This is a genomic window from Methylomonas sp. MK1, assembly GCF_000365425.1.
Taxonomy (GTDB): domain Bacteria; phylum Pseudomonadota; class Gammaproteobacteria; order Methylococcales; family Methylomonadaceae; genus Methylomonas.
Map to the genome: position 1 here is coordinate 2307875 of NZ_AQOV01000001.1, position 24407 is coordinate 2332281.

The window sequence follows — 24407 nt, forward strand, 5'->3', positions numbered from 1 at the left end:
GTACAGATAGACAATAAACAAATTCTGGTTCGGCTTACACTGCGCCATTCACCGGTTCGATTGGAGAGTTAATATGTCCATACCTCGCATCGCCTTGACCCCAGGCGAACCGGCCGGCGTGGGTCCGGACTTATGCATACAGCTGGCGCAGCAAGAATCGGCTTGCCAACTCGTCGCCATTGCCGACCCGGAATTATTAAAGCAACGGGCGGATCAACTCGGCTTGCCGCTTACAATTCAACTTTTCGACATCGATCAAGCAGCCAACAAACAGCCAGCCAGCACAATAACCGTATTGCCAATCAGCTTAAGCGAGCCGGCTGTTTGTGGACGACTCAATCCCGCCAATAGCCGATACGTGCTGGAAACCATTCGCCAGGCCACCTTGGGCTGCATGAGCGGCGCGTTTGCCGGAATAGTTACCGGCCCAGTGCATAAAGGCGCGATCAACGACGCCGGCATTCCGTTCAGCGGACACACCGAGTTTATCGCCGAACTGACCGGCGGCACTCCTGTCATGATGCTAGCGACAACCGGCCTGCGCGTCGCTTTGGCGACCACTCATTTACCGTTGTCAGAGGTTAGCGCGGCAATCACCCCGGATTCACTGGCAACAGTTATCCGCTTGCTGGACCGCGATCTAAGGCACCGCTTTGCGATAGACAAACCGAAAATATTGGTGTGCGGCCTGAATCCGCATGCCGGCGAAAGCGGTCATCTGGGCCACGAGGAAATCGACACCATCGAGCCTACGTTGGAAACTCTGCGCTGCGAAGGCATCAACCTTTACGGCCCGTTACCCGCCGACACATTATTTACCCCAAAGTACCTGGAAACCGCCGACGCCGTATTGGCGATGTATCACGATCAAGGCCTGCCGGTACTAAAATACAAAGGCTTCGGCCAAGCCGTGAATATCACCCTCGGCTTACCCATCGTCCGCACCTCGGTAGACCACGGCACCGCTCTGGAGCTGGCCGGCACCGGCAAAGCCAATCTCGGTAGTTTGCAGTTTGCGTTGCAGACTGCGCTGGATATGATTCCTCACTTAAAAAATTAATACATGACCCACACCGCCCGCAAACGCTTCGGCCAGAATTTTCTGCACGATCACAGCATTATTTACAACATTCTAGCCAGTGCCCATCCGGTAGCAGGCGAACATTGGGTGGAAATCGGCCCCGGTCTCGGCGCGTTGACCCTGCCTTTATTGGAGTCCGGCGCTAAACTCGATGTCGTCGAATTGGATCGAGATTTGGTCAGCCGCTTGCAAAAACAGTTTGCCGGCCACAGCAATTTAACCGTGCATAGCGCGGATGCGTTGAAGTTCGATTTTGCCGCGCTGGCGCAAGCCGGCGAGAAGCTACGCATCATCGGCAACCTGCCTTACAACATTTCCACACCGCTGATGTTTCATCTCCTGGAGACCACCGACTGCGTCGAAGACATGCTGTTCATGCTGCAAAAAGAAGTGGTAGACAGGATTTGTGCGGAGCCCGGCAGCAAGAAATACGGCCGCCTGAGCGTGATGATGCAGTATTACTGCGAAACGGAATTACTGTTCGACGTGCCGCCGGAAAGTTTCGACCCGATTCCGCAAGTCATGTCGGCCATTGTCCGCCTGACCCCGCACGCACAGCCGCCGGTCGAGATTCCGGACCTGAAAAGCTTTAGCCAATTGGTGACTCAAGCCTTTTCGCAGCGCCGTAAAACCATCCGCAATTCGCTGAAAAACTTCATCTCCGAGCAGCAGATTATCGATCTGGGAATCGACGCCAATCTGCGCGCGGAATCGATCAGTCTCGCCGAGTTCGCCCTGCTCAGCACTCACAGCCAAGCAAACACCGCCAGTTAAGTTCGCAACTCCCCAGGTCGCCAGTTCGACAAGATTTGACGGCATTTACAGGGCAAGTGCGATAAAATGCCGAATTTTTCCGCCAGGCTCACGAACTGATGCGCTTGAGCCGGCTCTCTTTATATATAAAAGGCAACAAGCCTGATTCATACTCTGGAGTGATTGATATGCGCATTATCCTGTTAGGCAGCCCGGGTTCGGGTAAAGGCACCCAAGCCCAGTTCATCACGGAAAAATTTGCGATTCCGCAAATTTCCACCGGAGACATGCTGCGCGCCGCCGTCCGCGCAGGCACCCCACTGGGTATTGAAGCCAAAAAAGTCATGGATGCCGGCGGCCTGGTGTCCGACGAGATTATCCTGGGACTGATTAAGGAACGCATAGCCCAGGACGACTGCAAAAACGGCTTTTTGCTGGACGGCTTTCCACGCACTATCGCTCAGGCTGAAGGTTTGGCGAAAATGGGCGTGGAACTGGATCATGTGATCGAAATCGCCGTGGACGACGAGGAAATCATCAAACGCATGAGCGGCAGACGCGTGCACATGGCGTCCGGCCGCACCTATCACGTAGTGTTCAATCCGCCGAAACAGGAAGGCTTGGACGATGTTACCGGCGAGCCTTTGATCCAACGCGACGATGACAAGGAAGAAACGGTGCGCAAACGCCTGAGCGTCTATCACGAGCAAACCAAACCGTTGGTCGGCTTTTATTCGGCAACCGCTCCCGGCGTTGCCCTATCTCCTGCATCCATGCAGTCGTCCGCGCCCGGTCAAAACGCTAAATTCGCTTCGATTGCCGGCGTCGGCTCGGTCAGCGACATTACCACTAAATTGCTCGCCATTTTGGGCTAAGCAGTATTGTTAACCTCTTTATCGGAAACTTAGATGGCTGGTAAAACCTTATACGACAAACTCTGGGACGACCACGTCGTCCATACCGAAGACGACGGCTCCTGCCTGATCTATATCGACAGACAATTGCTGCACGAAGTGACTTCGCCGCAAGCTTTCGACGGCTTACGCCTGTCCGGTCGCCAACCTTGGCGCATCGCCAGAAACCTGGCGGTTGCTGATCACAACGTACCCACGACCGACCGCGACAAAGGCATCGCTGATCCGGTTTCAAGATTGCAAGTAGAGACACTGGAAAACAACTGTAAAGAGTACGGCATTACCGAATTCGATATGGCCGACATTCGCCAAGGCATCGTGCATGTGATCGGCCCGGAACAAGGCGCCACGCTGCCCGGCATGACCATCGTCTGCGGCGACTCCCATACTTCTACCCATGGCGCTTCGGCGGCTTTGGCGTTTGGTATCGGCACCTCCGAAGTCGAGCACGCACTGGCCACCCAGTGCCTGGTACAGAAAAAAGCGAAAAACATGTTGATCAAGGTCAACGGCAAAACCGGCCCAGGCGTCACCGCTAAGGACATCGTGTTGGCGATCATCGGCCAAATCGGCACAGCCGGCGGCAATGGCTACACCATCGAATTCGGCGGCGACGCGATTTGGTCTTTGTCGATGGAAGGCCGGATGACGGTCTGCAACATGGCTATCGAAGCGGGCGCCCGCGCCGGTTTGATTGCGGTCGATGACATTACCATCGATTACTATCAAGGCCGCCCCTATGCCCCCAAAGGCGATGATTGGAATATGGCTGTGCGTTACTGGCAAAACCTGCGCTCCGACAGCTATAGCGGCGATTTGTTCGACAAAGTCATCGACATCGATGCCGCAGCGATTAAACCGCAAGTCAGCTGGGGTACTTCGCCGGAAATGGTCGTAGCAGTCGATGCCAATGTGCCCGATCCTGCTCAAGAATCTGATCCAGTGAAACGCCAAAGCATCGAACGCGCTTTGCATTACATGGGTTTGCAAGCCGGTCAGAAAATTACCGACATCAAGCTGGACAAAGTTTTTATCGGTTCCTGCACCAATTCGCGCATCGAAGACTTGCGTGCCGCTGCGGCAGTCATCAAAGGCCGGAAAAAAGCGGCTTCCGTGAAACAGGTACTAATTGTGCCTGGCTCAGGCTTGATCAAGCAACAAGCCGAAGCTGAAGGACTGGACAAAATCTTCACCGCCGCCGATTTCGAATGGCGCGATCCTGGTTGCTCGATGTGCCTGGCGATGAACGCCGACCGCCTGGAAGCCGGCGAGCATTGCGCGTCGACTTCGAATCGTAACTTTGAAGGCCGGCAAGGCTACGGCGGCCGTACCCACTTGGTCAGCCCGGCCATGGCCGCGGCGGCGGCGATTGCGGGTCATTTTGTCAACATTGCGGAGGAAGTCGCATGAAAGCTTTTACTACCTTGACCGCTTTGGTTGCGCCCTTGGACAGAGCGAATATCGATACCGATGCGATCATCCCCAAACAATTTTTGAAATCGATCCGCCGCGCTGGCTTCGGTCCTTTTTTATTCGACGAATGGCGTTATCTGGATAGAGGCGAACCGGAAATGGATTGCACCAACCGGCCCTTAAACAAAGACTTCGTCCTCAATCAGGCACAATATCAAGGCGCGCAAATCCTCCTGACCCGCGAAAACTTTGGCTGTGGCTCCTCGCGCGAACATGCGCCTTGGGCACTGGAAGACTTCGGTTTCCGGGCGATTATCGCCCCGAGTTTTGCTGACATATTCTTTAACAACTGCTTCAAGAATGGCATTTTGCCCATCGTGTTGCCAGCTGAAACGGTCGACCAGTTATTCCAGGAAGTCGTAGACGGTTACCAGCTGACCATCGATTTGCAAGCGCAAAACATCACCACGCCCAGCGGTCAGAACATTGGGTTTACCGTCGATGAAAACCGCCGCTTCCGCCTGCTGAATGGTCTGGACGATATTGCGCTGTCGTTACAACACGCCGACAAAATTAAAAGCTATGAAGCTGAGCGCGCCAAACGCGCCCCGTGGTTGTTCAAAGACGCGTAAGCTCCATTGAAAGGTAAAAAAATGCCCAAAAAAATTGCAGTTCTGGCCGGCGACGGCATCGGACCGGAAATTGTCGCCGAAGCGATCAAAGTATTGAGTTTTCTGAATACCGACATGAACTTGGGTTTGGTATTCGAAAACGCTTTGATTGGCGGCGCCGCTTACGACGCTTTCGGTACGCCGCTGCCGCAAACCACGCTGAATCTCTGCAAAAACGCCGACGCTGTTTTACTAGGTGCGGTTGGCGGACCTAAATGGGAACCGCTAGCGCATGCGATACGTCCGGAGCGCGGCTTATTGGGTATTCGCTCCGAGCTAAATCTATTTTCCAATCTACGTCCGGCGATTTTGTATCCGCAATTGGTTGACGCTTCGACCTTGAAACCGGAAGTGGTCTCGGGTCTGGACCTGATGATCGTCCGCGAATTGACCGGGGGCATTTATTTCGGCCAGCCGCGCGGCGTGCATGTCGCTGAAAACGGCGAGAAAGTGGGCATCAATACCAAGATTTACAGCGAATCGGAAATCCGCCGCATCGCGCATTCCGCGTTCAAAATTGCGCAAAAACGCCACAAAAAATTGTGCTCGGTAGATAAAGCCAATGTGCTGGAAGTGACCGAATTGTGGCGTAGCGTGATGACCGAAGTGAGCAAAGAATACCCCGACGTGCAACTGAGTCATATGTATGTCGACAACGCGGCGATGCAATTGGTGCGGGCACCGAAGCAATTCGATGTGATCGTTACCAGCAATATGTTCGGCGACATTCTGTCCGACATCGCGGCGATGCTGACCGGCTCTATCGGCATGTTGCCGTCGGCTTCATTGGATGCTAATGCCAAGGGCATGTATGAACCGATTCACGGTTCGGCACCGGACATTGCCGGCCAGGGTATCGCCAATCCATTGGCAACCATTCTGTCGGTGGCGATGATGCTGCGTTATACATTTAATCAGCCGGAAGCCGCCGAACGTATAGAACGCGCGGTGAATACCGCACTGGACAGTAAAGTCAGAACCGCGGACATTTACTCGGAAGGCATGATCAAGGTCAGCACTTCCGGCATGGGCGATGCCGTACTCAACGCCTTAAAAGGATAATTAATATGTCTAAAACTTATGATGTAGCAGTCGTCGGCGCCACGGGTGCGGTCGGCGAAACCATGATTGCCATCCTGGAAGAACGTAATTTTCCGGTTGGCAAAGTCTATGCCTTGGCTAGCGAGCGCTCGGCTGGCAAACGCATCCCATTTAAAGATGGTTCGTTGGTCGTTGAAGATTTGGCGACGTTCGATTTTTCTAAAGTGCAGATTGGCCTGTTTTCGCCCGGCGCGTCCGTTTCCGCCGAGTATGCACCCAAAGCTGCCGCCGCTGGCTGCGTGGTCATCGATAACACCTCGCAATTTCGCTACGACGACGACATTCCATTGGTAGTGCCCGAAGTTAATCCGGAAAGAGTCGCCGACTACAAAAATCGCGGCATTATTGCCAACCCGAATTGCTCGACTATCCAAATGTTGGTGGCCTTGAAACCAATCTACGATGCCGTCGGTATCAGCCGCATCAATGTTGCCACCTATCAAGCCGTTTCCGGCACCGGTAAGGAAGCAATCGAGGAACTGGCGACGCAAACCGCCAACCTGCTGAACGCCAAACCGGTGACACCTAGCGTGTATCCCAAGCAGATTGCTTTCAATGTGTTGCCGCAAATCGACGTGTTTATGGACAACGGCTACACCAAGGAAGAAATGAAAATGGTCTGGGAAACTCGAAAAATCCTGGGCGATGCCGATATCCAAGTTAATCCGACCGCAGTTCGAGTACCGGTGTTTTTCGGGCACTCGGAAGCCGTGCATATCGAAACTAAACAGAAAATCTCCGCAGAGCAGGTTCGCGAACTATTGGCCGCAGCCCCCGGCGTCACTTTGTTGGACGAGCGCGAGAACGGCGGCTATCCAACCGCAGTTACTGAATCGTCTGGTAATGACGACGTGTTTGTCGGCAGAATTCGCGAGGACATTTCGCATCCGACCGGTATCGATCTGTGGGTCGTTAGCGATAACGTCAGAAAAGGTGCTGCGCTTAACAGTGTGCAAATAGCCGAAGTGCTGGTAAAAAGCTATATCTAGTCTACGCTTAGCTCTGTGTTTTATAGTGGGTCAGTAAGTACCGAGGTATTACAAGTGAAGGAAAGCAATGTGAGCAATTTAACTAAAGCCTTAGCGGTTGTATCTTTACTGGCACCAGTCAGTGCCCAACCCTTAGGTATCGGCGAAATTGAATTACATTCTGCCCTTAACCAAAAACTCAATGCCGAAATCAGACTGAGCGTCGCACCGGGGGAAAACCCGGCCGATGTCACAGTGAAATTGGCCCCACCGGAAAAATTCGACCAAGCCGGCGTGGTGTGGAATTATTTCCTATCCAAAATCAAGCTAGAACCGGTAGTCCAAGCAAACGGTTCCATCATCGTCAAAGTCTCCTCTCGGGAAGCCTTGACAGAGCCGTTTCTGGACTTCCTGCTGGAAGTGACGTGGCCGCAAGGCAGCATGATGCGCGAGTTCACATTGCTTATCGACCCGCCGACGGCTTATAACCAGCCGGTAATGCCTGTCGCGGAAACTAGCGGTTACAGCGCCGAACCCATTGAGCCATTAGAGCGCCCGGTAAGGAAACCTCGAACCGCACCAAAAAGAGCGGTACGTGCAGCCCCTACCGACGACATTACCCCACAAACGCCCACCAGCGGCGAATTCGGCCCAATCCAAAAATCGGACACCTTGTGGAGTATCGCAACCCAAGTGGGTCAGGAAAAAAACATTCCTACCCAAAAAATGCTGACCGCTTTATACAGAGCCAATCCGGACGCATTTAACAACGGCAATATCAATTCCTTGAAAGAAGGCGCCACGTTAAAAATTCCTGAGCCGGATGCGATTATGAATCCGGCGCAAAGACAAGCGCAAAATGAGCGAAAAGCCACCAGTAAACAGGTCAAGCCGGAAACCGCTCAAGCCGAAACGACCAAGAAAGCGCTTGAATTGGTAGCACCCACCGAAGCCAAGGCCGCCGGAACCGGTTCGACAAAAACCGAACAAGCCGCGGCTGCCGCAGCTAACCCAGCTTTAAATAGCACTACTGATCAAGCCAGCGATGGGAAGGATTTGGAGCTACAAGCTCGCATCGAAAAACTGGAACAACAACTGGGGATGATGCAGCAATTGCTGGCCTTAAAAGATCAGCAACTGGCCACTTTACAAAATAACAAACCAGCACAGGCCGAGCCTAGCCCGCAGCCTGCGCAACCAACTCCTCAGCCGCCCGTCGTCAGCCCCGAGCCTCCAACGCCGGCCGTAGCGCCCACGCCGCAACCACCGGTTTCCGAACCTGCAGTGGTGGCACCACCGACGCCCAAGCCTATTGTTCCACCCGCGCCTAAGGTTACCCCACCGCCACCTCCACCGGTTGTTGCGGAAGACGAAGGCTTATTTGGCTCGGACGCTTATTACTGGGTTGCCGGCACCTTAGGCACTGGCATTTTTGGCTTACTGGGCTGGTTACTCTGGCGCAAACGTAAAATCGACGAGCGCACCAACACCGAAAGCATGTTCGCCTCGGCCAGCCAAATTCGCCTGCCCGATTCGGAAAGTAGCCTTTCCGTACCGATTATGGACATCAGCAGTACCGACGAATACGACGTCGGCACTGTAGGCGAAAGCTCGTTTATCAGCGACTTTACCCCTAGCGATTTCGATGCCTTCGACACCGATCAAAATGAAGTTGATCCGATCTCGGAAGCTGACGTTTACTTGGCATATGGCCGATACCAACAAGCTGAGGAACTGATTCGTCATGCGATAAGCGAACAACCTAACCGCGACGAATGCAAACTGAAATTACTGGAAATCTATTACGCCAGTGAAAACAAAGACAGTTTTGCCAGCTATGCACAAGAACTAGCCGATGCCGGCAAACAGGCCGATAAGCCATTCTGGAAAAAAGTCACGGACATGGCTAAAGAAATTGTCCCTGATTTAGCCTTGTTTGGCGGCAGTTTTGCCGCTACCACCGCCCCTGCCAGCAAAAGCGATACTAGCGTTGGCGTGGCGGCCTCCACGGCGGCCGATACGGAAATTATCGATTTAGATAAAAGCTTTGCGATGCTCGACGACGACTTGTCGGATCTGGATATCGATAAGGATTTAGCGCTGGAGGATAACGGACTGGATTTTGATTTGGGAAGTTTCGGCGGTAGCGCCAAATCGTCGGACCAAAGCAAACAAGCCGATGTAAATATCGAAAGTATCGATTTCGATCAGCCATCTGCTTCCAAATCTGCTGCGGATACTACCGAAACCACTGAAAGTATCGCAGTTTCCAGCAACGACGACATAGAATCGTTCGACTTCGACTTTGCGTTAGATACTGACTCGGAAAAAGTTGAAGCGGATTCAGCTGCCTTGGAACTGGAATCTCTGGATTTCGCCAATTTTGCAGGAACAGGTGCAGATACTGCCTCCGGACCGGCTGACAGCACCGAGGAATCTCCTAATGCTCTGGACGCTTTGGAGAGTTTCGATTTTAACTTCGACATTGACAATGCCGACTCCGCAGCGACAGCCGATAAAGCCAACACGGATGCAGCAAAGTCCGAGATACCAACCGATTTAGAGTCATTCGACTTTAGCGATTTCGATGACATAAAAAAGACCACTTCAGACCTGGCTGATACCAGCAAAGAAGCGTTAGCGGACGCAGACAGTTTCGATTTCGACTTCGACAGCATCACCTCCAAAGCACAAGCTGACGATAGTCTAAGCATCGAACCGGAGCTGAATTTAGAGTCGCAGTTGAAACTGGAAACATTCGATTTTTCCGATTTTGACAATATCACGCCTAAACCAGCGCAATCCTCCGACAAAGCTTTGGAAACACCAGCGCAATCAGGCGGCGAGTTTGATTTTAACTTCGACTTCGACACGCCAATAATCAGTACCACTGACAACAACGAGTTTGAGTTGGGAGTTTCTGATTTGACCGATATGGACGAATTCGAAACCAAAATCGATTTGGCGAAAGCTTATATCGACATGGGCGATACCGAGGCTGCAAAATTGATAGCCGAAGATGTATTGTCCAAAGGCTCAAAACAACAACAGCAAGCTGCACAGGCTTTACTTGACGAACTTAAATAAGCATCGATTGCAGCCGATTTTCTGAATTATTAGCTCCCGCTTTTTGGAAAAATCGGTCGCCGTTCAGTTAATTCATAGGCCGATTAGCACAAGCGTTTTATCCCCCACTTAGCACTGGCCTAATCAGAAATCGGCAACATAATTCACCGAGCCAAGCTGATACGGCCCAGCATTTTCACCGCAAAGCCACTTTTTTATAAATAGTTTGCAGTATCGCGTAACCTGCACTTACCAACCTGCCTAGAGCTGTTTCCGACACCAAAATTGGTGCTATGCTGGCGCATTAAACCAATCAAGACGCAATCCGCCTCATCAGATATGCCCAGCATAGTTATCACCACTCTCAACGCCCGATATATTCACACTGCTTTTGGCTTACGCTATCTCTACGCCAACATGGGCACGTTACAAACCGACACGGCTTTATTAGAATTCGGCATCCAGCAGCGTCCGATCGAAATTGTCGAAAAACTACTGCAACAACAAGCGCGGATCATCGGCCTTGGCGTTTATATCTGGAATGTGGCGGAAATCAGCGCAGTGGTAGCCATCCTGAAACAAGTCGCACCGGACATTATCATCGTGCTTGGCGGACCGGAAGTCAGTCATCCGCCGGATTTACCGAACGTTGCCGAATTGGCGGACTATATCGTCACCGGCAACGGCGAAATAAGTTTTCCGAAATTATGCCGGCAGTTGTTGTCAGGGCTCAAACCAACAGAAAAAATCATAGCCGGCGAAATGACCGCATTGGACAACTTGGCATCGCCATATCCACACTATTCCGACACCGACATTCGTCAAAGAATTATCTACGTGGAAGCCTCGCGAGGCTGTCCATTCAAATGCGAATTTTGCCTGTCATCCCTGGATATTACTGCCAAACCGTTTAATTTAAACGGCTTTTTGCGCGAGATGGAGATTCTGTATCAGCGCGGCGCACGACATTTTAAATTCATAGACCGCACGTTTAATCTAAAAGTAAACAGCAGCGTCGCTATTCTCGAATTTTTTTTGGCACACTTGAACGAAGATTTATATTTGCACTTCGAAGTGATTCCGGACAATTTGCCTGCGCGTCTGCAGCAGGCCATCAGCCAATTCCCGCCCGGTGTACTGCAATTTGAAGTGGGCGTACAAACCTTCGATCCTGCCATTCAACAGTTGATCAGCCGCAAACAGGATAACCAAAAGACCGAAACCAATTTACGCTGGCTCCGGCACCATTCCAACGCCCATATTCATGCCGATCTAATTGCCGGCCTGCCTGGCGACACCCTGGCCGGCTTCGGCGCCAGTTTTGATAAATTGTTTGCGCTGCATCCCCAAGAAATTCAGGTCGGGATTTTAAAACGCCTGCGCGGTGCCCCAATCAATCGACACACTGACGACTACCAGCTACGTTATGACCCACAGCCGCCCTATGCCATTCTCAGCACCCGAGATATAGGCTTTACCGAATTGCAACGTGTTACACGATTCGCTCGCTTTTGGGATTTGATCGGCAACTCCGGCCGGTTTACCGCGACCTTGCCGCTCATTGTCGCCGAACAACCGTTTACCCGATTTTTACAATTTAGCGATGCGCTATACGCCTTAACAGACAGCACCTGGCAAATTGCTTTGAAGCGCTTATTCGAATTAACCTATTCGGTCATGACCGACACACTGCTTGTACCGCCCGCCGAAGCTATGGCTACATTAGACGAGGACTATCAAAGGAGCGGCGAAAAAAGTCCGCCAGCGTTCTTACAACAAGCCACAACATTGATTGCGACAAAACGTGGCGTGGCGAATAGGCGGCAAACACAACACTTATAACCTTGCTTGTGCTTGAATAACATGAAGGGGCTTAAAGGTATTGAGTTCACCCATCCGCGCCCGGCAAGGGTCGCACGGTTGCATAACCGTCCCGATAGCTAGGGTACAAAAAGCGGTAACCCAAGGCCTTGAGCCTAGTGTTGCGGCAGCGTTTGTTTTGCGGGGCATCCAGAGCTACTGACAACGGTGAAGGCTGAGGACAAGCAAATTGTTCGGCCAACCAACTCATCACATCCCAAAGCGGAGCCGGCTCGTCGTCGGTCGCCAGATAACAAGGCTCTAAGGCTAAACCGGCGAGTTGTTTTTCCAGTAAAAATAGCAAAACCGCCACGCAATCCTCGGCGTGAATGCGGTTGGTATAACTGGGCGGTTGTTGCTGGACGCTCTCCCCCCGCTCAGCTCGGCGTATCAACCAATCACGACCCGGCCCGTAAATTCCGGAAAAACGCACGACGCAACTGCGATCACTCGCAGCCCACAACCGTTTCTCCGCCGCAGCCAGCCACCGGCTAGTGGCGCCAACTGGCTCAGCCACACTGGTTTCATCGACCCATTCACCGCGATTCTGCTCGTATACACTGGTTGAAGATACCATCAACCAACTGGGTGATCTTTCAGCTGCCGTAAAATGCACCAACAAATTGCTCAGACCGAGATCGTACAGAGCCTGATACTCTTCGGCCAGTCGGCTACCGGGAGCCACTATAAATATCACCGCATCAAAATTGTTCGGCAAGGAAGCCAATGACGAGGCCGATCTTATATCGGCAATAAAGATAGGAAACGGCGTTGGGATAGTTGGGGCGCTGCGCTTCAGCCCGGTTACCTGATGTCCCTGCTGATGCAAACGCAAGGCCACCGGATAGCCAATATCACCACAACCGATCACTAGTATTTTTGCCATAGATTTTACCCTGGAGAATGTGCACACTGCCTATTATGGCCTGCCGCAGCAAGATAAATACTACAAAAATCCGTGTCTCGAACACATGCGTGCTGATTTCACTGCGTTCCCGATTTTTGCGAGAACGAGGAATAGGTATTTTTGGAAGTCCGCCAAAACGACTTTCCTATAGTGGGATGTATTGCCGGATTCGCTCACAGCTTTGTTTAAGCACTTCTGAACAGACCAGCCTGGAATATTCAATAGGCATAAAAAAACCGGGTGGAGTACTAGACTCCAACCGGCCTAAAAGCCCACTGATAGCTTGGGATTAAACGACCTGTTTACGACGACCTATATACAGAAAGCCCATCAATGCACTTGTCATAAACCATACAGAAGCAGGGAGAGGCACGCTAGTGACAGGGTTTTGATTAGCAGCTGCTTTCAGATCAAATCCAAACAGAAAGCTTAAGTTGTTGGTGATCACACCGGGTTTTACAAAGGTCAACAAGAACGTATTAGAAGCGCTCAGCTCGTAATTACCGGCTTCGCTAACCCAGCCGCTTGCTGTCAACAGGCCCAATTTAAAAGGGCTAGCAGAAGCAAAGCTGCCTACACCATTAAAAGTGTACACAGGAGCATCAGCAGCCAGATCAGCGGTAGCAGCGAAGATACCGAAGGTGTCACTTGAAGTAAATGGGAATGAACTGGAACCGAAGGAGATAAAATTACTATCGCCGTCAGTAGCTTCCCAAATGATACCTGCTGAGCTTGCAGTCGAAACTGCAAACAGGCAAACAGCAAGCCAAAGTTTTAAAGATAAAAGCATTTTCATGGATTGTTCCCCATTTTCACTTACGTTAACAAACGGCTATCCTTTAGCCACCTTATACTCCGAAGCCGATATCGCATAACAACATCAGCTTTAGCAGAGTTCTGTCTGCCTACAAAGAGTCTTTAACTCTCGTAAGCAGCTATTGCCGAACATTCGTTGATCGCAAGGCAATACTCAAAATGGTTAATCCCTGAAACAGAGATCAAGTTCAATAGATGAATTGATATATTCAAACGACTTTACTGAAACGAAGCTTTTTACAAAGCCATGGCAACTACTTGAATAACCTGGCTACGCAGGGCACATAGGCCCTCCGGCTTTCTCCAGAGACTTACCCATATTTAACGTCATAAACCACTTGATGGGGGCCCCGCTACCCACCACAACTCGTTCCTGACTCTACCGCGCAACGTAATGCGCCACAATCCATTGCTAAGACAGAAATGGCCCTTAAAATCTATGAAGAGTCGTGCATCTGTCGGACAAATCGGTTGTTCAAGACTAAAAACTGCAATAGGAAATTGGATATGCGGAGATTCTACAGCCGGCAACTTAATCCTTTATTAACAAAAGATTAAGTTTAGATTAAAGCCTTCCCGACATTAAATTCATATACCATTGATTAACACAAACTCAACGCAGCAGACGCCGGCTCGGTTTGCGGAGACCAGGGCTCGTGGGTAAGAAATATTCCAAAAATACATCACCTTGTTTATACAAGGTTCGCACATACATTCACAGGTAGCGGCAGCGAATTGGACCTACAAAACCCCAATCTGCGCGGCGCGCACGGGCGGCAGCAGCAAAAATCCGCAGAATGAAATTATCAAAGCCTTTAACGAACGATAATTTGCTGGCTGGGCTGGGCAGCCCACCAACAGTTGAAGTTTATCAACATGCCAACGGGACATGGATCACACCGGCTCTAAGACTTATGATGAAGATAACAAGTAAGCCCGCCCGGGAAAACTGTTTCAGAGCGCCATCAGCGTCGAGCTCAGATGGGATTTGGATTTGCAAAAAACTATGCCTCATATCCGGACTTTAAACCGGCATTTAATGCAACGATTGCGAGGGTTTTGGTCAGCCAAATAAGCAGTTCGTAATGGCTGTTATGGCGTCCCGGAGACGATTCGAACGTCCGACCTGTCCCTTAGGAGTGCGCTATATTCCAAAAACCACAAAACACCGCAACAATAGAAAATCATTTAATCAATAACTTAGGCACAATTGAGGCTTGCTGTTAGTTGTGATTTTTTGCCTGTTATTTTGATGAATTGGGACAAATTTGGGACGAAGGTATATAATCTAAGCCTAGAAACAACGCGGGCCTGAAGGTGTTACCAGCACCGACAAGCCCTAACCGATTCACTTAACGAGCAGGGTTAAGCAATGGCTAGGCACATCATATCAAATGGCCGATTGCTGTCCCATAGGCGGCAGCATGGCACGAATCAAAGAACGCTTAGGTAAAGACGGCAAGCCAAACTATACGGCTGAAATCAGGCTGAAGGGCTTTAAACCCGTATCGCAGACATTTAAGCGCCTGACTGACGCTAAAAAGTGGATTCAAGACAAAGAGTCCGATATGCGGAATGGTCGCCACTTCAATACATCGGAAGCAAAAAAACACACGGTCGCAAAGATGCTAGACCGGTATGCAACCGACGTAGCCCCCAACAAATTCAAACCTAACGAGCTACGCATACGGGGCCCGATTCTCGAATGGTGGAAATCTGAAATAGGCTACCTTCGCCTTTCCGATTTGAGCATCACGGATTTTGTGACATGCCGGGACAAACTGATAAACCACGGCGGCAATAAAGGCAGACCGCTTGCCGCTGCAACCGTCAAGCGCCACTTTGTCGCAATCGGTCACGTTTTGAAAATATGCCATTTAGAATGGCGCTGGATTGAGAAAAACCCGCTCAAGGATGGCATCATTGAAATGCCAGAGTTGCCGCGCGGTATCGTTCGGTTTTTGGATGACGGCGAATTATCCAGACTAACGGCGGCATGCAAGGAGTCGCCAAACGAATTGCTTTACCCCGCCTTTGTGTTGGCTATCTCTACAGGCATGCGGCAATCGGAAACCATGAACCTGTATTGGCGGGAACCGGAAAGCCCGCCGACTGAAACCGCGTGGGGCGTGGTCAATCTGTCCGAGTCCTGCATCATTCTGCAAGCAACCAAGAACGGCGACAGGCGGCGCGTACCGTTAGCCAATCAAGCTTTGGCCGAACTGCAAAAACTGAGCAAGGTTAGACGATTAGACACGGCTTTAGTCTTTCCCTCTCCCACTCACCCACATAAGCCCATCGAGCTAAAAAAGGCATGGTTGAATGCCTTACAATGCGCCGAGGTTAATAATTTTCGCTGGCACGACCTTAGACATTGCACAGCATCTTATTTAGCAATGGGCGGCGCTTCGATGGTCGATATTGCCGCCGTACTCGGTCACCGCACCCTGGACATGGTGAAACGTTACGCGCACTTGTCAGACGGCCATATTGCCGGCGTAGTCGAACGCATGAACAGCCGGATATTCGGCGCTAACCCTTAGCCCACAGGAACAACCATGAACGCCATCCCATTTGACACCCTGCAATTTGCCAACCGTCTAAAAGCGGCGGGCTTTAGTGACGACCAAGCGCAAGTATTAACCGAGCTACAGCGCAGCGCCACCGACAGCACCCTTGAACAGGCGCGGCATGATTACCATTTAGACGACGTAGCCACCAAGCGCGACTTGAAAGAGATTGAAACCGCGTTGCGCCATGATATTGAAATGCTCAGGGCTGAAACAGGACGGCAAATTGCCGAAACTGGCAGACAAATAGCGGAAACCAAGGCGGATTTAACACGCTGGATTATCGGCGCTGGGTTTCTACAAACCAGTTTGATTATTGGCGTATTGCTAAAAATCGCCCACCTGATTTAGTCGCTCGAGAACCCGCCATGATGACTTTAGAACTCGACTACCTGGAAGATAGCCAAGACACCAAACGCGCCGAAGCGGCCTATCAGCGCTACCTAGACAGCGGCAAGGTTACCCATAGCCTTGATGACGTGGTGAAAGTCTTTGACCTGGACAATTAAGTTATCGGATGACGTCAAGCGGGACTTATCGAAACTGGATAAGCCTGTACAAAAGTGCATCGTTACCTTTCTGCAAGAGCGCATCCAGCCCGCCGACAACCCGCGCGCCAGTGGCAAAGCCTTGTCTGTTGGCGCCGGGAGAAATTTGATCACCCGTACCGGTTGAAATTTGACTAGGGGATGGAGCCGGTTTTTTGAATGGCCGGCCGTGGATAAGTGTAACGGAAACGGATAATGGGAAGGAAGTTTCATTATCCGCTTCCATGGATTATTTAGACGTTATTCTCCTCTGACATTTCCTCATTCGATGGATTTTTACTACCGCCTCGCTTAGCTTGCTCCCGGGCCTGTATTCTTACCTTGGCTTGCTCGGTGCTGTGCCGAAAGCGGTAGGACTCATTGCCGGTTTCGATGATATGACAATGGTGAGTCAACCTATCCAGCAACGCCGTGGTCATCTTGGCATCGCCGAACACGCTGGACCATTCGGCAAAGGTTAGATTGGTGGTAATCACCACACTGGTGCGCTCGTACAGTTTCGACAGCAGGTGAAACAACAACGCGCCGCCGACCTGAGAGAACGGTAGATAGCCCAGTTCATCCAGAATGACCAAGTCCACTTGCATCAGTCTGTACGCCAACTTGCCCTGATTGCCGGTCGCTTTTTCTCGTTCAAGCTGGGTGACCAAATCAATCGTCGAGTAAAATCGTACTCGCTTGCCGTGATCGGTAATGGCTTTGACACCGAGAGCTGTAGCCAGATGTGTTTTACCTGTGCCAGTACCGCCAACCAAAACCACGTTATGGGCAGCATCGGTGAATTGAGTTCTGGCAAGTTGATCGATCAGCGAGCGGTCAACGTTGGCGGATTCAAAGTCAAAGCCCGCTAAATCACGATGCATGGGGAATCGCGCGGTTTGTAGCTGATAACGAATGGAGCGGATATGCCGATCCTCTGTCTCGGCTTGTAACAAGTGCCTAAGCAGCCATTCCGACGTGTGCAGGCTAGTGCCGGCTTGACTGGCGACCTCAGCATAGCCTGCGGCCATGCCATAGAGTTTGAGCGATTTCAATTCGGCTTCAATATCAAGCATCTCCGCTCTCCTCAGCTAAACGGATGGGGCTGAGGTTTTCGCTCAACAAATCATAACGCCCGGTATCGGCAATAGGGACCTCGTTTAGCTTTAAGGCATCCGGTGTGGTGATGGTGGCTGGCTCTGGCTCATGATTTTCTGGCAGGCGAGTTAACAGATGGCGTACCTGTTCAACGCTGGTATGCCCCGATTCCAGGCATCGATTGACAGCGGCGATGACAACGTCCAGGCCGTGAACCGGTACGCACGCCAACACCTCGGCCATCACCCGGTCGCCGCCGGGGCGCTTACGCAATGCACGCTGCAAAGACAACAATGGCGACGGCATCTCGGCAAACGGCGCACCGTTGCGTAACGCGCCCGGCTTGCGCTCCAGCAACGGGATATAGTGTTGCCAGTCATAGCTGACCTGGTCGCGGTCGAACAACCGTGCATGACTGGCAATCAGGGCATCGTCGGCGTACAGATCGAGCCTTTCCGGATACAGCCTGACACTGACTCGACGGTTGGCCCAGCGACACAGTACCGAATAACGATTGCGCTTCACGGTCACCAGGCAAGTGCTGGATACGCGAGCCACCACCTCGATGTAGCCGTCAAACATTCCGGGCATTGGCATCAGATGGGGTTGCTCGATCTCCACGGCCTCTTGCACGGTCATGCCGCTGGCATCCGGGCAAGGAATTTCAGCCCATAATGCCCGGCAGCGACTTTCCAACCACACGTTCAACTCTGCAAAGCTACCAAAGCATTGTTGCCCTGCATCCTGCCAGATACGGCGCCGACTATCCTGCACATTTTTCTCGACGATACCTTTCTCCCAGCCGGACGCCACATTGCAAAAGTCCGGATCAAACAGGTAATAAGCCGTCAGCGCCGCAAAGCGCGCGTTGACAATGCGCTCCTTGCCGCTCTGCACTTTATCGACCGCCGTTTTCATGTTGTCGTAGATGCCGCGCAACGGTACGCCACCCAGTACCCGAAAGGCACGGCTATGGGCATCGAACAGCATTTCGTGGCTTTGGCTGGGATAGGCCACCAGCAAAAAAGCCCGACTGGCGCAGAGTTTGGTATGAGCGACTTGTAAGCGCCGGTAAATACCGCCGACCACCAAGGACTCTTCACTCCAATCGAATTGAAAGGCCTCACCCCAACGGAATTTCAACGGCACGAACGCGTGTTTGCCGGCGTCGCTGGTACCGGCCTTGCGCCACGCCCGAATGTAATCGGTCAACTGCGTATAGCCACCGTCATAGCCGGCTTTCCGCAACTCTTCCAACAACCTCAATGCGGTACGTCTGTCGCGCTTGGGACGATAGCTATCGGCTATCAGGGCTTGCTTGAGCTGCTCTTCGTAAGGCGTCAGCTTGGTGGGTACCGAGCGACGTTGATAAGCAGGTTCGCTGCCATTAGGCATTCTCAGCCATTTTTTGACGGTATTGCGAGACAGACTGGTGCGTCTGGCAATCTCATTAATGGACAACTTATCGCGGAAATACATCCGCCGGATTTTGGCGTATAGGATCATGGTTATCACCCTTTAGGTTCCTGTCTAATTTCTGGACAGGACAGGTTAATAACCCTGGTCAATCTTCAGCCGGAATTTACCGGTTTACTTGGTCAATTTTCAACCGGCGTCAACAATATATCTCGTTTACTTTCCTGTAATTTCTTGGAAACAGCGGATAAATACTCGTTTGACACGTCGGTAATCTTCATGCAGTTCCACTTGTTGGCAACCAAAGACCGAGAGTAGGAGTTTTGAGTGAACAACAAAAGCGCAATCGTTATGAAGTATTTTAGCTTCATTCTATCCATAAAAAGCTTCCGGTTAGTTTTGGAGCATGAGCGCTGAGTAACTGGCTGATAAATTGACTCAGACCGAAAAAATGTAACAGAGCTATAGAGTAGCTTAGTTGCTATTTAGACATATCACAGATTATCAAAAGCAGAGCGTCGTGAGCGGTAGCTAGGAATAGCTTAAATAAAAGTGGTCTAGGCAATCTCGCGGCTATCCGCGTTATCGACATGAAGCACTTAATTGGCGGGTTTGCAGCTATAGATGCAAAAGTTGGGCAGCTTGAATTGCTTGTCAAGATTTTTGCCGAGCACGCTTAGCAAATCCAAAGACGCCGATAAACCCAGAAATAAATAACCAGGATGTGGTGGGGGCAGGCACAGTGGCAACGTCGCCGTCACGTATAGCCCAAGCATACAAACCGTAGCCTAGCCCTGAACCGAATGGTTGCTGGTAACCGCCATATTGAAATGTCCATACGTTTCCTGGTCCAAGGGAAAACTCAACCCCTGTCCAGTAGTAATTTTGAAGGTTTGTGAATAAAGCTAAATTCTCAGCGTTCGAACCAGATAAGACAGATTGTCCAGCTCTAACTCCCAAGTTTATGTAAAACATATAACTTAGTTCGCTATCCTTGCAATTATATCCCGCACATGTTGTATCGCCCGTGAATTTAGGTAGCCGCCAATCATCATAGCCGCCATAAATCAAATTATCAGTCCAGACTTTAGCTCCCAGCCAACTCATGTAGCCTGAATAGGCATTGAAGTCTCTTGATGTAAGGGATTGATGTAAACCATCAGCACTGTCTGGCAACCCCCCAGCATTAGCGATAATGTTGTTGACTAAATTTGGAGTATTTTTTGCCAGCGTTTTAAATAAATTGCCGTCTTGAGCCCAAGTAACGTTAAGCACATCGTCGTAAACCAAGCCATTCCCTCGATCATAAAGCGCAGCCTCGGATGCTGAGCCAAAGCCAGCTCCAACCGCAAAAGATAAAGCTGTCAAAATTTGTTTGCGTTGCATAGCCCGATTCCCTTTGCCTGAATTTAGCAATAGGCTAATCATGGCATATAACCATAACGTTCGGCAAAACCAAGTGACACTTACATAACGTAACTTATTGAGCGATTTGCGAAGATTGAAAAAGCGGTCTTGGCGACTTTGCATACAACGAAGCATTTTAAGCCGTTAGCGCTGAGCATGCATAAAGGCCGGGTAGCACCGACTCATTGATTGCCGTTTATTTGGGCTTTTTATTCCTAGATGGGACAAAATTGGGACATTTGCAAAAAAACCAACCTCATAAATCCATAACCCTTTGATTTTATGGCGTCCCGGAGACGATTCGAACGTCCGACCTGTCCCTTAGGAGGGGACCGCTCTATCCTGCTGAGCTACCGGGACCTGGGTTGCAATTTTATCACAGGGTAAAAGGCTAAGCTTTCTGTTTTCTAATCTCTACGCGTTCAAGCGAAGTGATGAAATAGGACAGCTTGGATTGGCTTTTTGAAGACAGGTTTTCAAATAGTCCGCCGATTTGCACTTTGGCTGATGCCGCTGACACCGGCTTTACAAAACGCACCGACAGATCAAAATCCATTACGTAATCTTCAAAGGTAATTTGACAGTTTTTGACGATATCGCCGCGCTGAACCCGCGCTCTGTTGACGGGAACGGTAATACCTGCGCCGCCTCTGGATAAATCGAACAGACTACCTCCGACCGAAATACCCGTGCGCTGCACAACGCCGGAAAACGGAATATCGATACTGCTTATTTCCAGACGCGGGGTGCGCCGCCGCTGGGGATAAAACACGCGATCAGGCAACGGCGCTTTATAGTAGTTGATTCCTCGTGAATGACCGACTTCGATTCCAGTCAGATTAAACGATAAATGAATGCCTTTGTGAAAGGTAGAAAGTTTCAACGAGCGACTAAGCAACAAAAAATCGTTACCGTGCTTGGGCATCAGTTCGTCGAGAATAATGACTTTCTTATCCAGTTTGACTGCCAATATCGAGGAGCTAAAGTCCTCCCCCTCCACCTGAACAGTACATAGCGGCGAACTATTTTCAATTTCACCCAGTAACTTGGCAATCTTGTCGGGATCGGTAATAAAGTTGGGGTTCTCAAAACTTAATAGCTCGTCATCGTCATCTTGAGCGGGCTCCGTCGGCAACGGTTTTGAAAATAAATGCTTGAGTTTTCGCAGCATAAGAGCGACCTTTCTGGTTATTCGTCGTTCAGTCTACACCGAAATTAATGTATGCGAAAACAGCTCGTTGCGGGTAACGCCATCGGGCCCGTAGGTAGCGGCTAACGGCGACTTACCTCTTAAGATTTGCAGCGATCTTTGCGTATGTCGACTCAATAACGCGATGCTGGCACCGTTTTGTTCGTTGATTGTGCGACAGGTTTGGGAAAGTCTAACGATGTGATTCCAATAGTTCCAGGACTCGGAAATATTGATACCGGCGGCTTTGGCTTTGACCAGATAGGCTTTGATGCCATCGTTACTCACCACCAATTGCTCGGTGGCGAGCACTTGCCCTAATTGCTTAGTAAATTGCTCAAGTTGGGCAACCAGATCTTTTTTGTGGGTAGCCAGTGCGGAAATCGCATCCGCATCGGTTTTTTGTTTCAGGCTTGCGGCTTCGGCGTTTAGCAGCTCGAGCAAATTTTGCGTTGCTTTTAAACCGTTATTTAATAGTTTCTCGGTGATTTGGTAAGTTTTCTCTATCATGACGTCATGTGCTATTGGTTAGTTGACCTTCAAATTGCAACATTTTCTCGGCAACGCGCTCGGCGTTAACTTGATAGCTGCCATCCTGCACAGCGGCTTTTATGGCCGCCACACGGTCTTCGTTCACCACGGGGGCGGCAGCGCTTGAAGCGGTTGCCGATTTAATGTCCAGAGCGGTCGCGGTGATGTTGACTGTGTCCGTGGAGGGGCCGTTGACGGGCTTCTCTTTAAATTCGGCCGAGTCCTTAACCGCTGATTTTGCCGGTAGCGGTGTGCTAACAGATTTGCTGGTGATAGGGTCGATAGCCATGACGGAATTCCTAAATTAGTTTTATCTGTAGCATTTAGCGGCATCATCATAAATTCCTTTAACGCTTTATCAAAAATAAACCGATACCTGACCGGAATCGACCACGGTAGCCTGGATTACGCGTTGCGAAGACAGGTTTTTTACATTGATTTTCTGACCTTTGGCTCCATCCGCCATCGCCGTGCCAACCGCGCTAATCAGCACTCCGGCCTTGCCTGATTGAATATTTACCCGCTCGCCGCGCTTCACCAATGTCAACTCGGTAACGTGCAGTTTGCTTAACACGCTGCCGGCGGGAATATTGCGCACCGCCTGTTTATCGACGACGTCATCCAGCTCGGTCAGATAGCCCTGTTGCAACAAGCCAATATCGCGGGTTTCCGCAGTCAAATATTCGGCACGAATCACATCGCTGCGCTGTAATGATCGATTCAGGACCAATACTTCTTTAAACGACCTTACCGATACCATGCTGTAGATCGTCCAACCTCTTTCGCCCTGGCAACGCACTCCCACCGTATTCCTGCCCGGCTTTATCTCGCCGGATTGAGTAAATACTTGCAATAGTTGTTCGCACTGCGGCAATTGCAAACGCGGGTCGATTTGCGCGCCGCCTATTTCGTACTTGCCGCCAGGAGCAAGGCTGTTACTGATGTATTGGTTAACCGCATCCTGGATTAACGGCACCGATTGCATCGGCCCCGCTAACGCTGTTTCGCAGACCAACAGCCAAATCACTCTCAAGTTTTTGCTCTTCATTGCAGTCGCCATTTTTTTGACTTTTGCAAGGATAAAGCACGAAACATACCAGTAATTTTATAAAGTAAAAAAAAGCAAAGTGTCTATAATTGCAAGCAGTATATTTCAGGGGGTTTTATGGCCGGAGTCTTAGACGGAGTCGATCAGCGCACCAAACTGGCGGGGCACAACAGATTCGAACTTTTGTTGTTTAAACTTGTTAGTAAACAACGATTTGGGATTAATGTTTTCAAAGTTCAGGAAGTGATTCAATGCCCACCCTTAACGCAAATTCCCAATTCACATTCTGTGATTTGCGGCGTTGCTCACCTGCGCGGCAAAACCATTCCCGTACTCGATTTGTCGATGGCTATCGGCATGAGACCCTTGGTGCGCGACGCCGGCTGCTACGTCATCGTGACCGAATACAACCGTTCCATTCAAGGCTTTCTGGTCGGTTCGGTAGACCGGATCATCAATATCGGCTGGGAACAAGTAAAAGCCCCACCTACCGGCACCGGTAAAGAAAGCTACCTAACCGCAGTAACTGAAATAGACGGTGAGCTGATAGAAGTGATTGACGTCGAAAAAGTCATGAAAGAAGTCATCGGCGGCCGCGAAGAAGCTTCTGCAGAAATCATCGACATGGAAGTAACCAGCAAAAACGATCACATACTGGTGGTGGACGATTCATCGGTGGCCAGAAACCAAGTTAAGCGGGTCTGCCAGCAAATTGGCATCGAATGTACACTGCTAAAAGACGGCCAAGAAGCCTGGGATCATTTAAATGCACTGGTGGCCGACGGCATCGATATTCAGGACAAATACTCGATGATCATTTCCGATGTGGAAATGCCGCGCATGGACGGCTATACCCTAGCCACCAAAATCAAGGCCGACCCCAACATGAAAAAAATCTATTTGATTTTGCATACTTCATTAAGCGGCGTGTTTAACACATCGATGGTCCAAAAAGTCGGTGCCAACGAATTTCTGGCCAAATTTGATCCCGACTCGTTGATGAATTCCATCCAGCACCAGCTCAAACTTTATCATGCAGCCCATTCCTGACCGATACTCAAGGCGCCGTCC

Annotated in this window: 23 protein-coding genes and 1 tRNA gene; 14 read left to right on the forward strand and 10 right to left on the reverse strand. The window is 50.6% G+C overall.

Annotated elements, in window-relative coordinates; translation table 11 throughout:
* The first annotated feature begins 73 nt into the window (after nt 1-73).
* The 9 genes from pdxA to G006_RS0110925 all read left to right on the forward strand — a co-directional run bounded on the left by pdxA (nt 74) and on the right by G006_RS0110925 (nt 11809).
* Entirely contained in the window at nt 74-1060 is a 987-nt protein-coding gene (gene pdxA, locus G006_RS0110885; protein ID WP_020483214.1) for a 4-hydroxythreonine-4-phosphate dehydrogenase PdxA, read from the forward strand.
* A gap of 3 nt (nt 1061-1063) precedes the next feature.
* Entirely contained in the window at nt 1064-1855 is a 792-nt protein-coding gene (rsmA, locus tag G006_RS0110890; protein WP_020483215.1) for a 16S rRNA (adenine(1518)-N(6)/adenine(1519)-N(6))-dimethyltransferase RsmA, read from the forward strand.
* Between the two features lie 167 nt (nt 1856-2022).
* Nucleotides 2023-2709, forward strand: a complete 687-nt coding sequence (gene adk, locus G006_RS0110895) for an adenylate kinase (protein ID WP_020483216.1) — start codon at nt 2023-2025, stop codon at nt 2707-2709.
* A 33-nt stretch (nt 2710-2742) separates the two neighbouring features.
* Nucleotides 2743-4158, forward strand: a complete 1416-nt coding sequence (gene leuC, locus G006_RS0110900) for a 3-isopropylmalate dehydratase large subunit (protein ID WP_020483217.1) — start codon at nt 2743-2745, stop codon at nt 4156-4158.
* Nucleotides 4155-4793, forward strand: coding sequence for a 3-isopropylmalate dehydratase small subunit (gene leuD, locus G006_RS0110905; RefSeq protein WP_020483218.1), 639 nt, complete (start codon nt 4155-4157; stop codon nt 4791-4793). Before leuC ends, leuD begins: the two co-directional genes overlap by 4 nt.
* Nucleotides 4794-4814: 21 nt before the next feature.
* Nucleotides 4815-5894 carry a 3-isopropylmalate dehydrogenase gene (gene leuB / locus G006_RS0110910; RefSeq protein WP_020483219.1) on the forward strand — a complete coding sequence of 360 codons (1080 nt, stop codon included), beginning with the start codon at nt 4815-4817 and terminating at the stop codon, nt 5892-5894.
* A 5-nt stretch (nt 5895-5899) separates the two neighbouring features.
* Nucleotides 5900-6922: an aspartate-semialdehyde dehydrogenase gene (locus tag G006_RS0110915; protein WP_020483220.1), complete on the forward strand. Its 1023-nt coding sequence runs from the start codon at nt 5900-5902 to the stop codon at nt 6920-6922.
* A gap of 69 nt (nt 6923-6991) precedes the next feature.
* Nucleotides 6992-9988, forward strand: a complete 2997-nt coding sequence (locus tag G006_RS29365) for a FimV/HubP family polar landmark protein (protein ID WP_020483221.1) — start codon at nt 6992-6994, stop codon at nt 9986-9988.
* Between the two features lie 318 nt (nt 9989-10306).
* Nucleotides 10307-11809, forward strand: coding sequence for a B12-binding domain-containing radical SAM protein (locus G006_RS0110925; RefSeq protein WP_026146975.1), 1503 nt, complete (start codon nt 10307-10309; stop codon nt 11807-11809).
* Nucleotides 11810-11855: 46 nt separating this feature from the next.
* On the opposite strand, the gene G006_RS0110930 is transcribed toward G006_RS0110925, so the two are convergent.
* Nucleotides 11856-12713 carry an SDR family oxidoreductase gene (locus G006_RS0110930; RefSeq protein WP_020483223.1) on the reverse strand — a complete coding sequence of 286 codons (858 nt, stop codon included), beginning with the start codon at nt 12711-12713 and terminating at the stop codon, nt 11856-11858.
* A gap of 310 nt (nt 12714-13023) precedes the next feature.
* A complete protein-coding gene (locus tag G006_RS0110935; protein ID WP_020483224.1) occupies nt 13024-13530 on the reverse strand; it encodes a hypothetical protein in 507 nt (168 codons plus the stop codon).
* A gap of 1444 nt (nt 13531-14974) precedes the next feature.
* Between G006_RS0110935 and G006_RS0110945 the strand changes: the two genes are divergently transcribed.
* From G006_RS0110945 to G006_RS25450, 4 genes are read left to right on the forward strand one after another with little or no spacing between them, the layout of a single operon-like run.
* Nucleotides 14975-16093 (forward strand): tyrosine-type recombinase/integrase, encoded by a 1119-nt coding sequence (locus G006_RS0110945; RefSeq protein WP_026146976.1) that lies wholly within the window; start codon nt 14975-14977, stop codon nt 16091-16093.
* 15 nt (nt 16094-16108) lie between these two features.
* Nucleotides 16109-16471: a DUF1640 domain-containing protein gene (locus tag G006_RS0110950; protein WP_020483227.1), complete on the forward strand. Its 363-nt coding sequence runs from the start codon at nt 16109-16111 to the stop codon at nt 16469-16471.
* A gap of 17 nt (nt 16472-16488) precedes the next feature.
* Nucleotides 16489-16629: a hypothetical protein gene (locus G006_RS28630; protein ID WP_020483228.1), complete on the forward strand. Its 141-nt coding sequence runs from the start codon at nt 16489-16491 to the stop codon at nt 16627-16629.
* Nucleotides 16613-16795 (forward strand): type II toxin-antitoxin system RelE family toxin, encoded by a 183-nt coding sequence (locus G006_RS25450; RefSeq protein WP_020483229.1) that lies wholly within the window; start codon nt 16613-16615, stop codon nt 16793-16795. The genes G006_RS28630 and G006_RS25450 overlap by 17 nt, the downstream gene beginning before the upstream one ends.
* A gap of 106 nt (nt 16796-16901) precedes the next feature.
* On the opposite strand, the gene istB is transcribed toward G006_RS25450, so the two are convergent.
* From istB to flgA, 8 genes are all read right to left on the reverse strand, one after another.
* Entirely contained in the window at nt 16902-17723 is an 822-nt protein-coding gene (istB, locus tag G006_RS0110965; RefSeq protein WP_020481978.1) for an IS21-like element helper ATPase IstB, read from the reverse strand.
* A complete protein-coding gene (istA, locus tag G006_RS0110970; protein ID WP_020481979.1) occupies nt 17716-19251 on the reverse strand; it encodes an IS21 family transposase in 1536 nt (511 codons plus the stop codon). The genes istB and istA overlap by 8 nt, the downstream gene beginning before the upstream one ends.
* Nucleotides 19252-19815: 564 nt before the next feature.
* Nucleotides 19816-20547, reverse strand: a complete 732-nt coding sequence (locus tag G006_RS0110980; RefSeq protein ID WP_160167674.1) for a hypothetical protein — start codon at nt 20545-20547, stop codon at nt 19816-19818.
* Between the two features lie 304 nt (nt 20548-20851).
* Nucleotides 20852-20928 (reverse strand) — tRNA-Arg (locus G006_RS0110985).
* Between the two features lie 31 nt (nt 20929-20959).
* A complete protein-coding gene (locus G006_RS0110990; protein WP_020483232.1) occupies nt 20960-21739 on the reverse strand; it encodes a flagellar brake protein in 780 nt (259 codons plus the stop codon).
* Nucleotides 21740-21772: 33 nt separating this feature from the next.
* Complete coding sequence (locus G006_RS0110995; RefSeq protein ID WP_020483233.1) at nt 21773-22267, reverse strand: flagella synthesis protein FlgN; 495 nt, start codon at nt 22265-22267, stop codon at nt 21773-21775.
* A gap of 4 nt (nt 22268-22271) precedes the next feature.
* The gene (gene flgM, locus G006_RS0111000; protein WP_020483234.1) at nt 22272-22577 is read right to left on the reverse strand and encodes a flagellar biosynthesis anti-sigma factor FlgM; all 306 of its coding nucleotides are present in this window, start codon (nt 22575-22577) and stop codon (nt 22272-22274) included.
* 69 nt (nt 22578-22646) lie between these two features.
* On the reverse strand, nt 22647-23336 hold the full coding sequence (flgA, locus tag G006_RS0111005) for a flagellar basal body P-ring formation chaperone FlgA (protein WP_020483235.1): 690 nt from the start codon (nt 23334-23336) through the stop codon (nt 22647-22649).
* Between the two features lie 117 nt (nt 23337-23453).
* On the opposite strand from flgA, the gene G006_RS0111010 reads away from it, so the two are divergent.
* Nucleotides 23454-24386: a chemotaxis protein CheV gene (locus G006_RS0111010; RefSeq protein WP_020483236.1), complete on the forward strand. Its 933-nt coding sequence runs from the start codon at nt 23454-23456 to the stop codon at nt 24384-24386.
* The last annotated feature ends 21 nt before the right edge of the window (nt 24387-24407 follow it).

Bases quoted from the DNA above. Each gene is read 5' to 3' on its own strand.
- pdxA (WP_020483214.1), top strand. From the start codon at position 74: ATGTCCATACCTCGCATCGCCTTGACCCCAGGCGAACCGGCCGGCGTG.
- rsmA (WP_020483215.1), top strand. From the start codon at position 1,064: ATGACCCACACCGCCCGCAAACGCTTCGGCCAGAATTTTCTGCACGAT.
- adk (WP_020483216.1), top strand. From the start codon at position 2,023: ATGCGCATTATCCTGTTAGGCAGCCCGGGTTCGGGTAAAGGCACCCAA.
- leuC (WP_020483217.1), top strand. From the start codon at position 2,743: ATGGCTGGTAAAACCTTATACGACAAACTCTGGGACGACCACGTCGTC.
- leuD (WP_020483218.1), top strand. From the start codon at position 4,155: ATGAAAGCTTTTACTACCTTGACCGCTTTGGTTGCGCCCTTGGACAGA.
- leuB (WP_020483219.1), top strand. From the start codon at position 4,815: ATGCCCAAAAAAATTGCAGTTCTGGCCGGCGACGGCATCGGACCGGAA.
- G006_RS0110915 (WP_020483220.1), top strand. From the start codon at position 5,900: ATGTCTAAAACTTATGATGTAGCAGTCGTCGGCGCCACGGGTGCGGTC.
- G006_RS0110925 (WP_026146975.1), top strand. From the start codon at position 10,307: ATGCCCAGCATAGTTATCACCACTCTCAACGCCCGATATATTCACACT.
- G006_RS0110930 (WP_020483223.1), bottom strand. From the start codon at position 12,713: ATGGCAAAAATACTAGTGATCGGTTGTGGTGATATTGGCTATCCGGTG.
- G006_RS0110935 (WP_020483224.1), bottom strand. From the start codon at position 13,530: ATGAAAATGCTTTTATCTTTAAAACTTTGGCTTGCTGTTTGCCTGTTT.
- G006_RS0110945 (WP_026146976.1), top strand. From the start codon at position 14,975: ATGGCACGAATCAAAGAACGCTTAGGTAAAGACGGCAAGCCAAACTAT.
- G006_RS0110950 (WP_020483227.1), top strand. From the start codon at position 16,109: ATGAACGCCATCCCATTTGACACCCTGCAATTTGCCAACCGTCTAAAA.
- G006_RS28630 (WP_020483228.1), top strand. From the start codon at position 16,489: ATGATGACTTTAGAACTCGACTACCTGGAAGATAGCCAAGACACCAAA.
- istB (WP_020481978.1), bottom strand. From the start codon at position 17,723: ATGCTTGATATTGAAGCCGAATTGAAATCGCTCAAACTCTATGGCATG.
- istA (WP_020481979.1), bottom strand. From the start codon at position 19,251: ATGATCCTATACGCCAAAATCCGGCGGATGTATTTCCGCGATAAGTTG.
- G006_RS0110980 (WP_160167674.1), bottom strand. From the start codon at position 20,547: ATGCAACGCAAACAAATTTTGACAGCTTTATCTTTTGCGGTTGGAGCT.
- G006_RS0110990 (WP_020483232.1), bottom strand. From the start codon at position 21,739: ATGCTGCGAAAACTCAAGCATTTATTTTCAAAACCGTTGCCGACGGAG.
- G006_RS0110995 (WP_020483233.1), bottom strand. From the start codon at position 22,267: ATGATAGAGAAAACTTACCAAATCACCGAGAAACTATTAAATAACGGT.
- flgM (WP_020483234.1), bottom strand. From the start codon at position 22,577: ATGGCTATCGACCCTATCACCAGCAAATCTGTTAGCACACCGCTACCG.
- flgA (WP_020483235.1), bottom strand. From the start codon at position 23,336: ATGAAGAGCAAAAACTTGAGAGTGATTTGGCTGTTGGTCTGCGAAACA.
- G006_RS0111010 (WP_020483236.1), top strand. From the start codon at position 23,454: ATGGCCGGAGTCTTAGACGGAGTCGATCAGCGCACCAAACTGGCGGGG.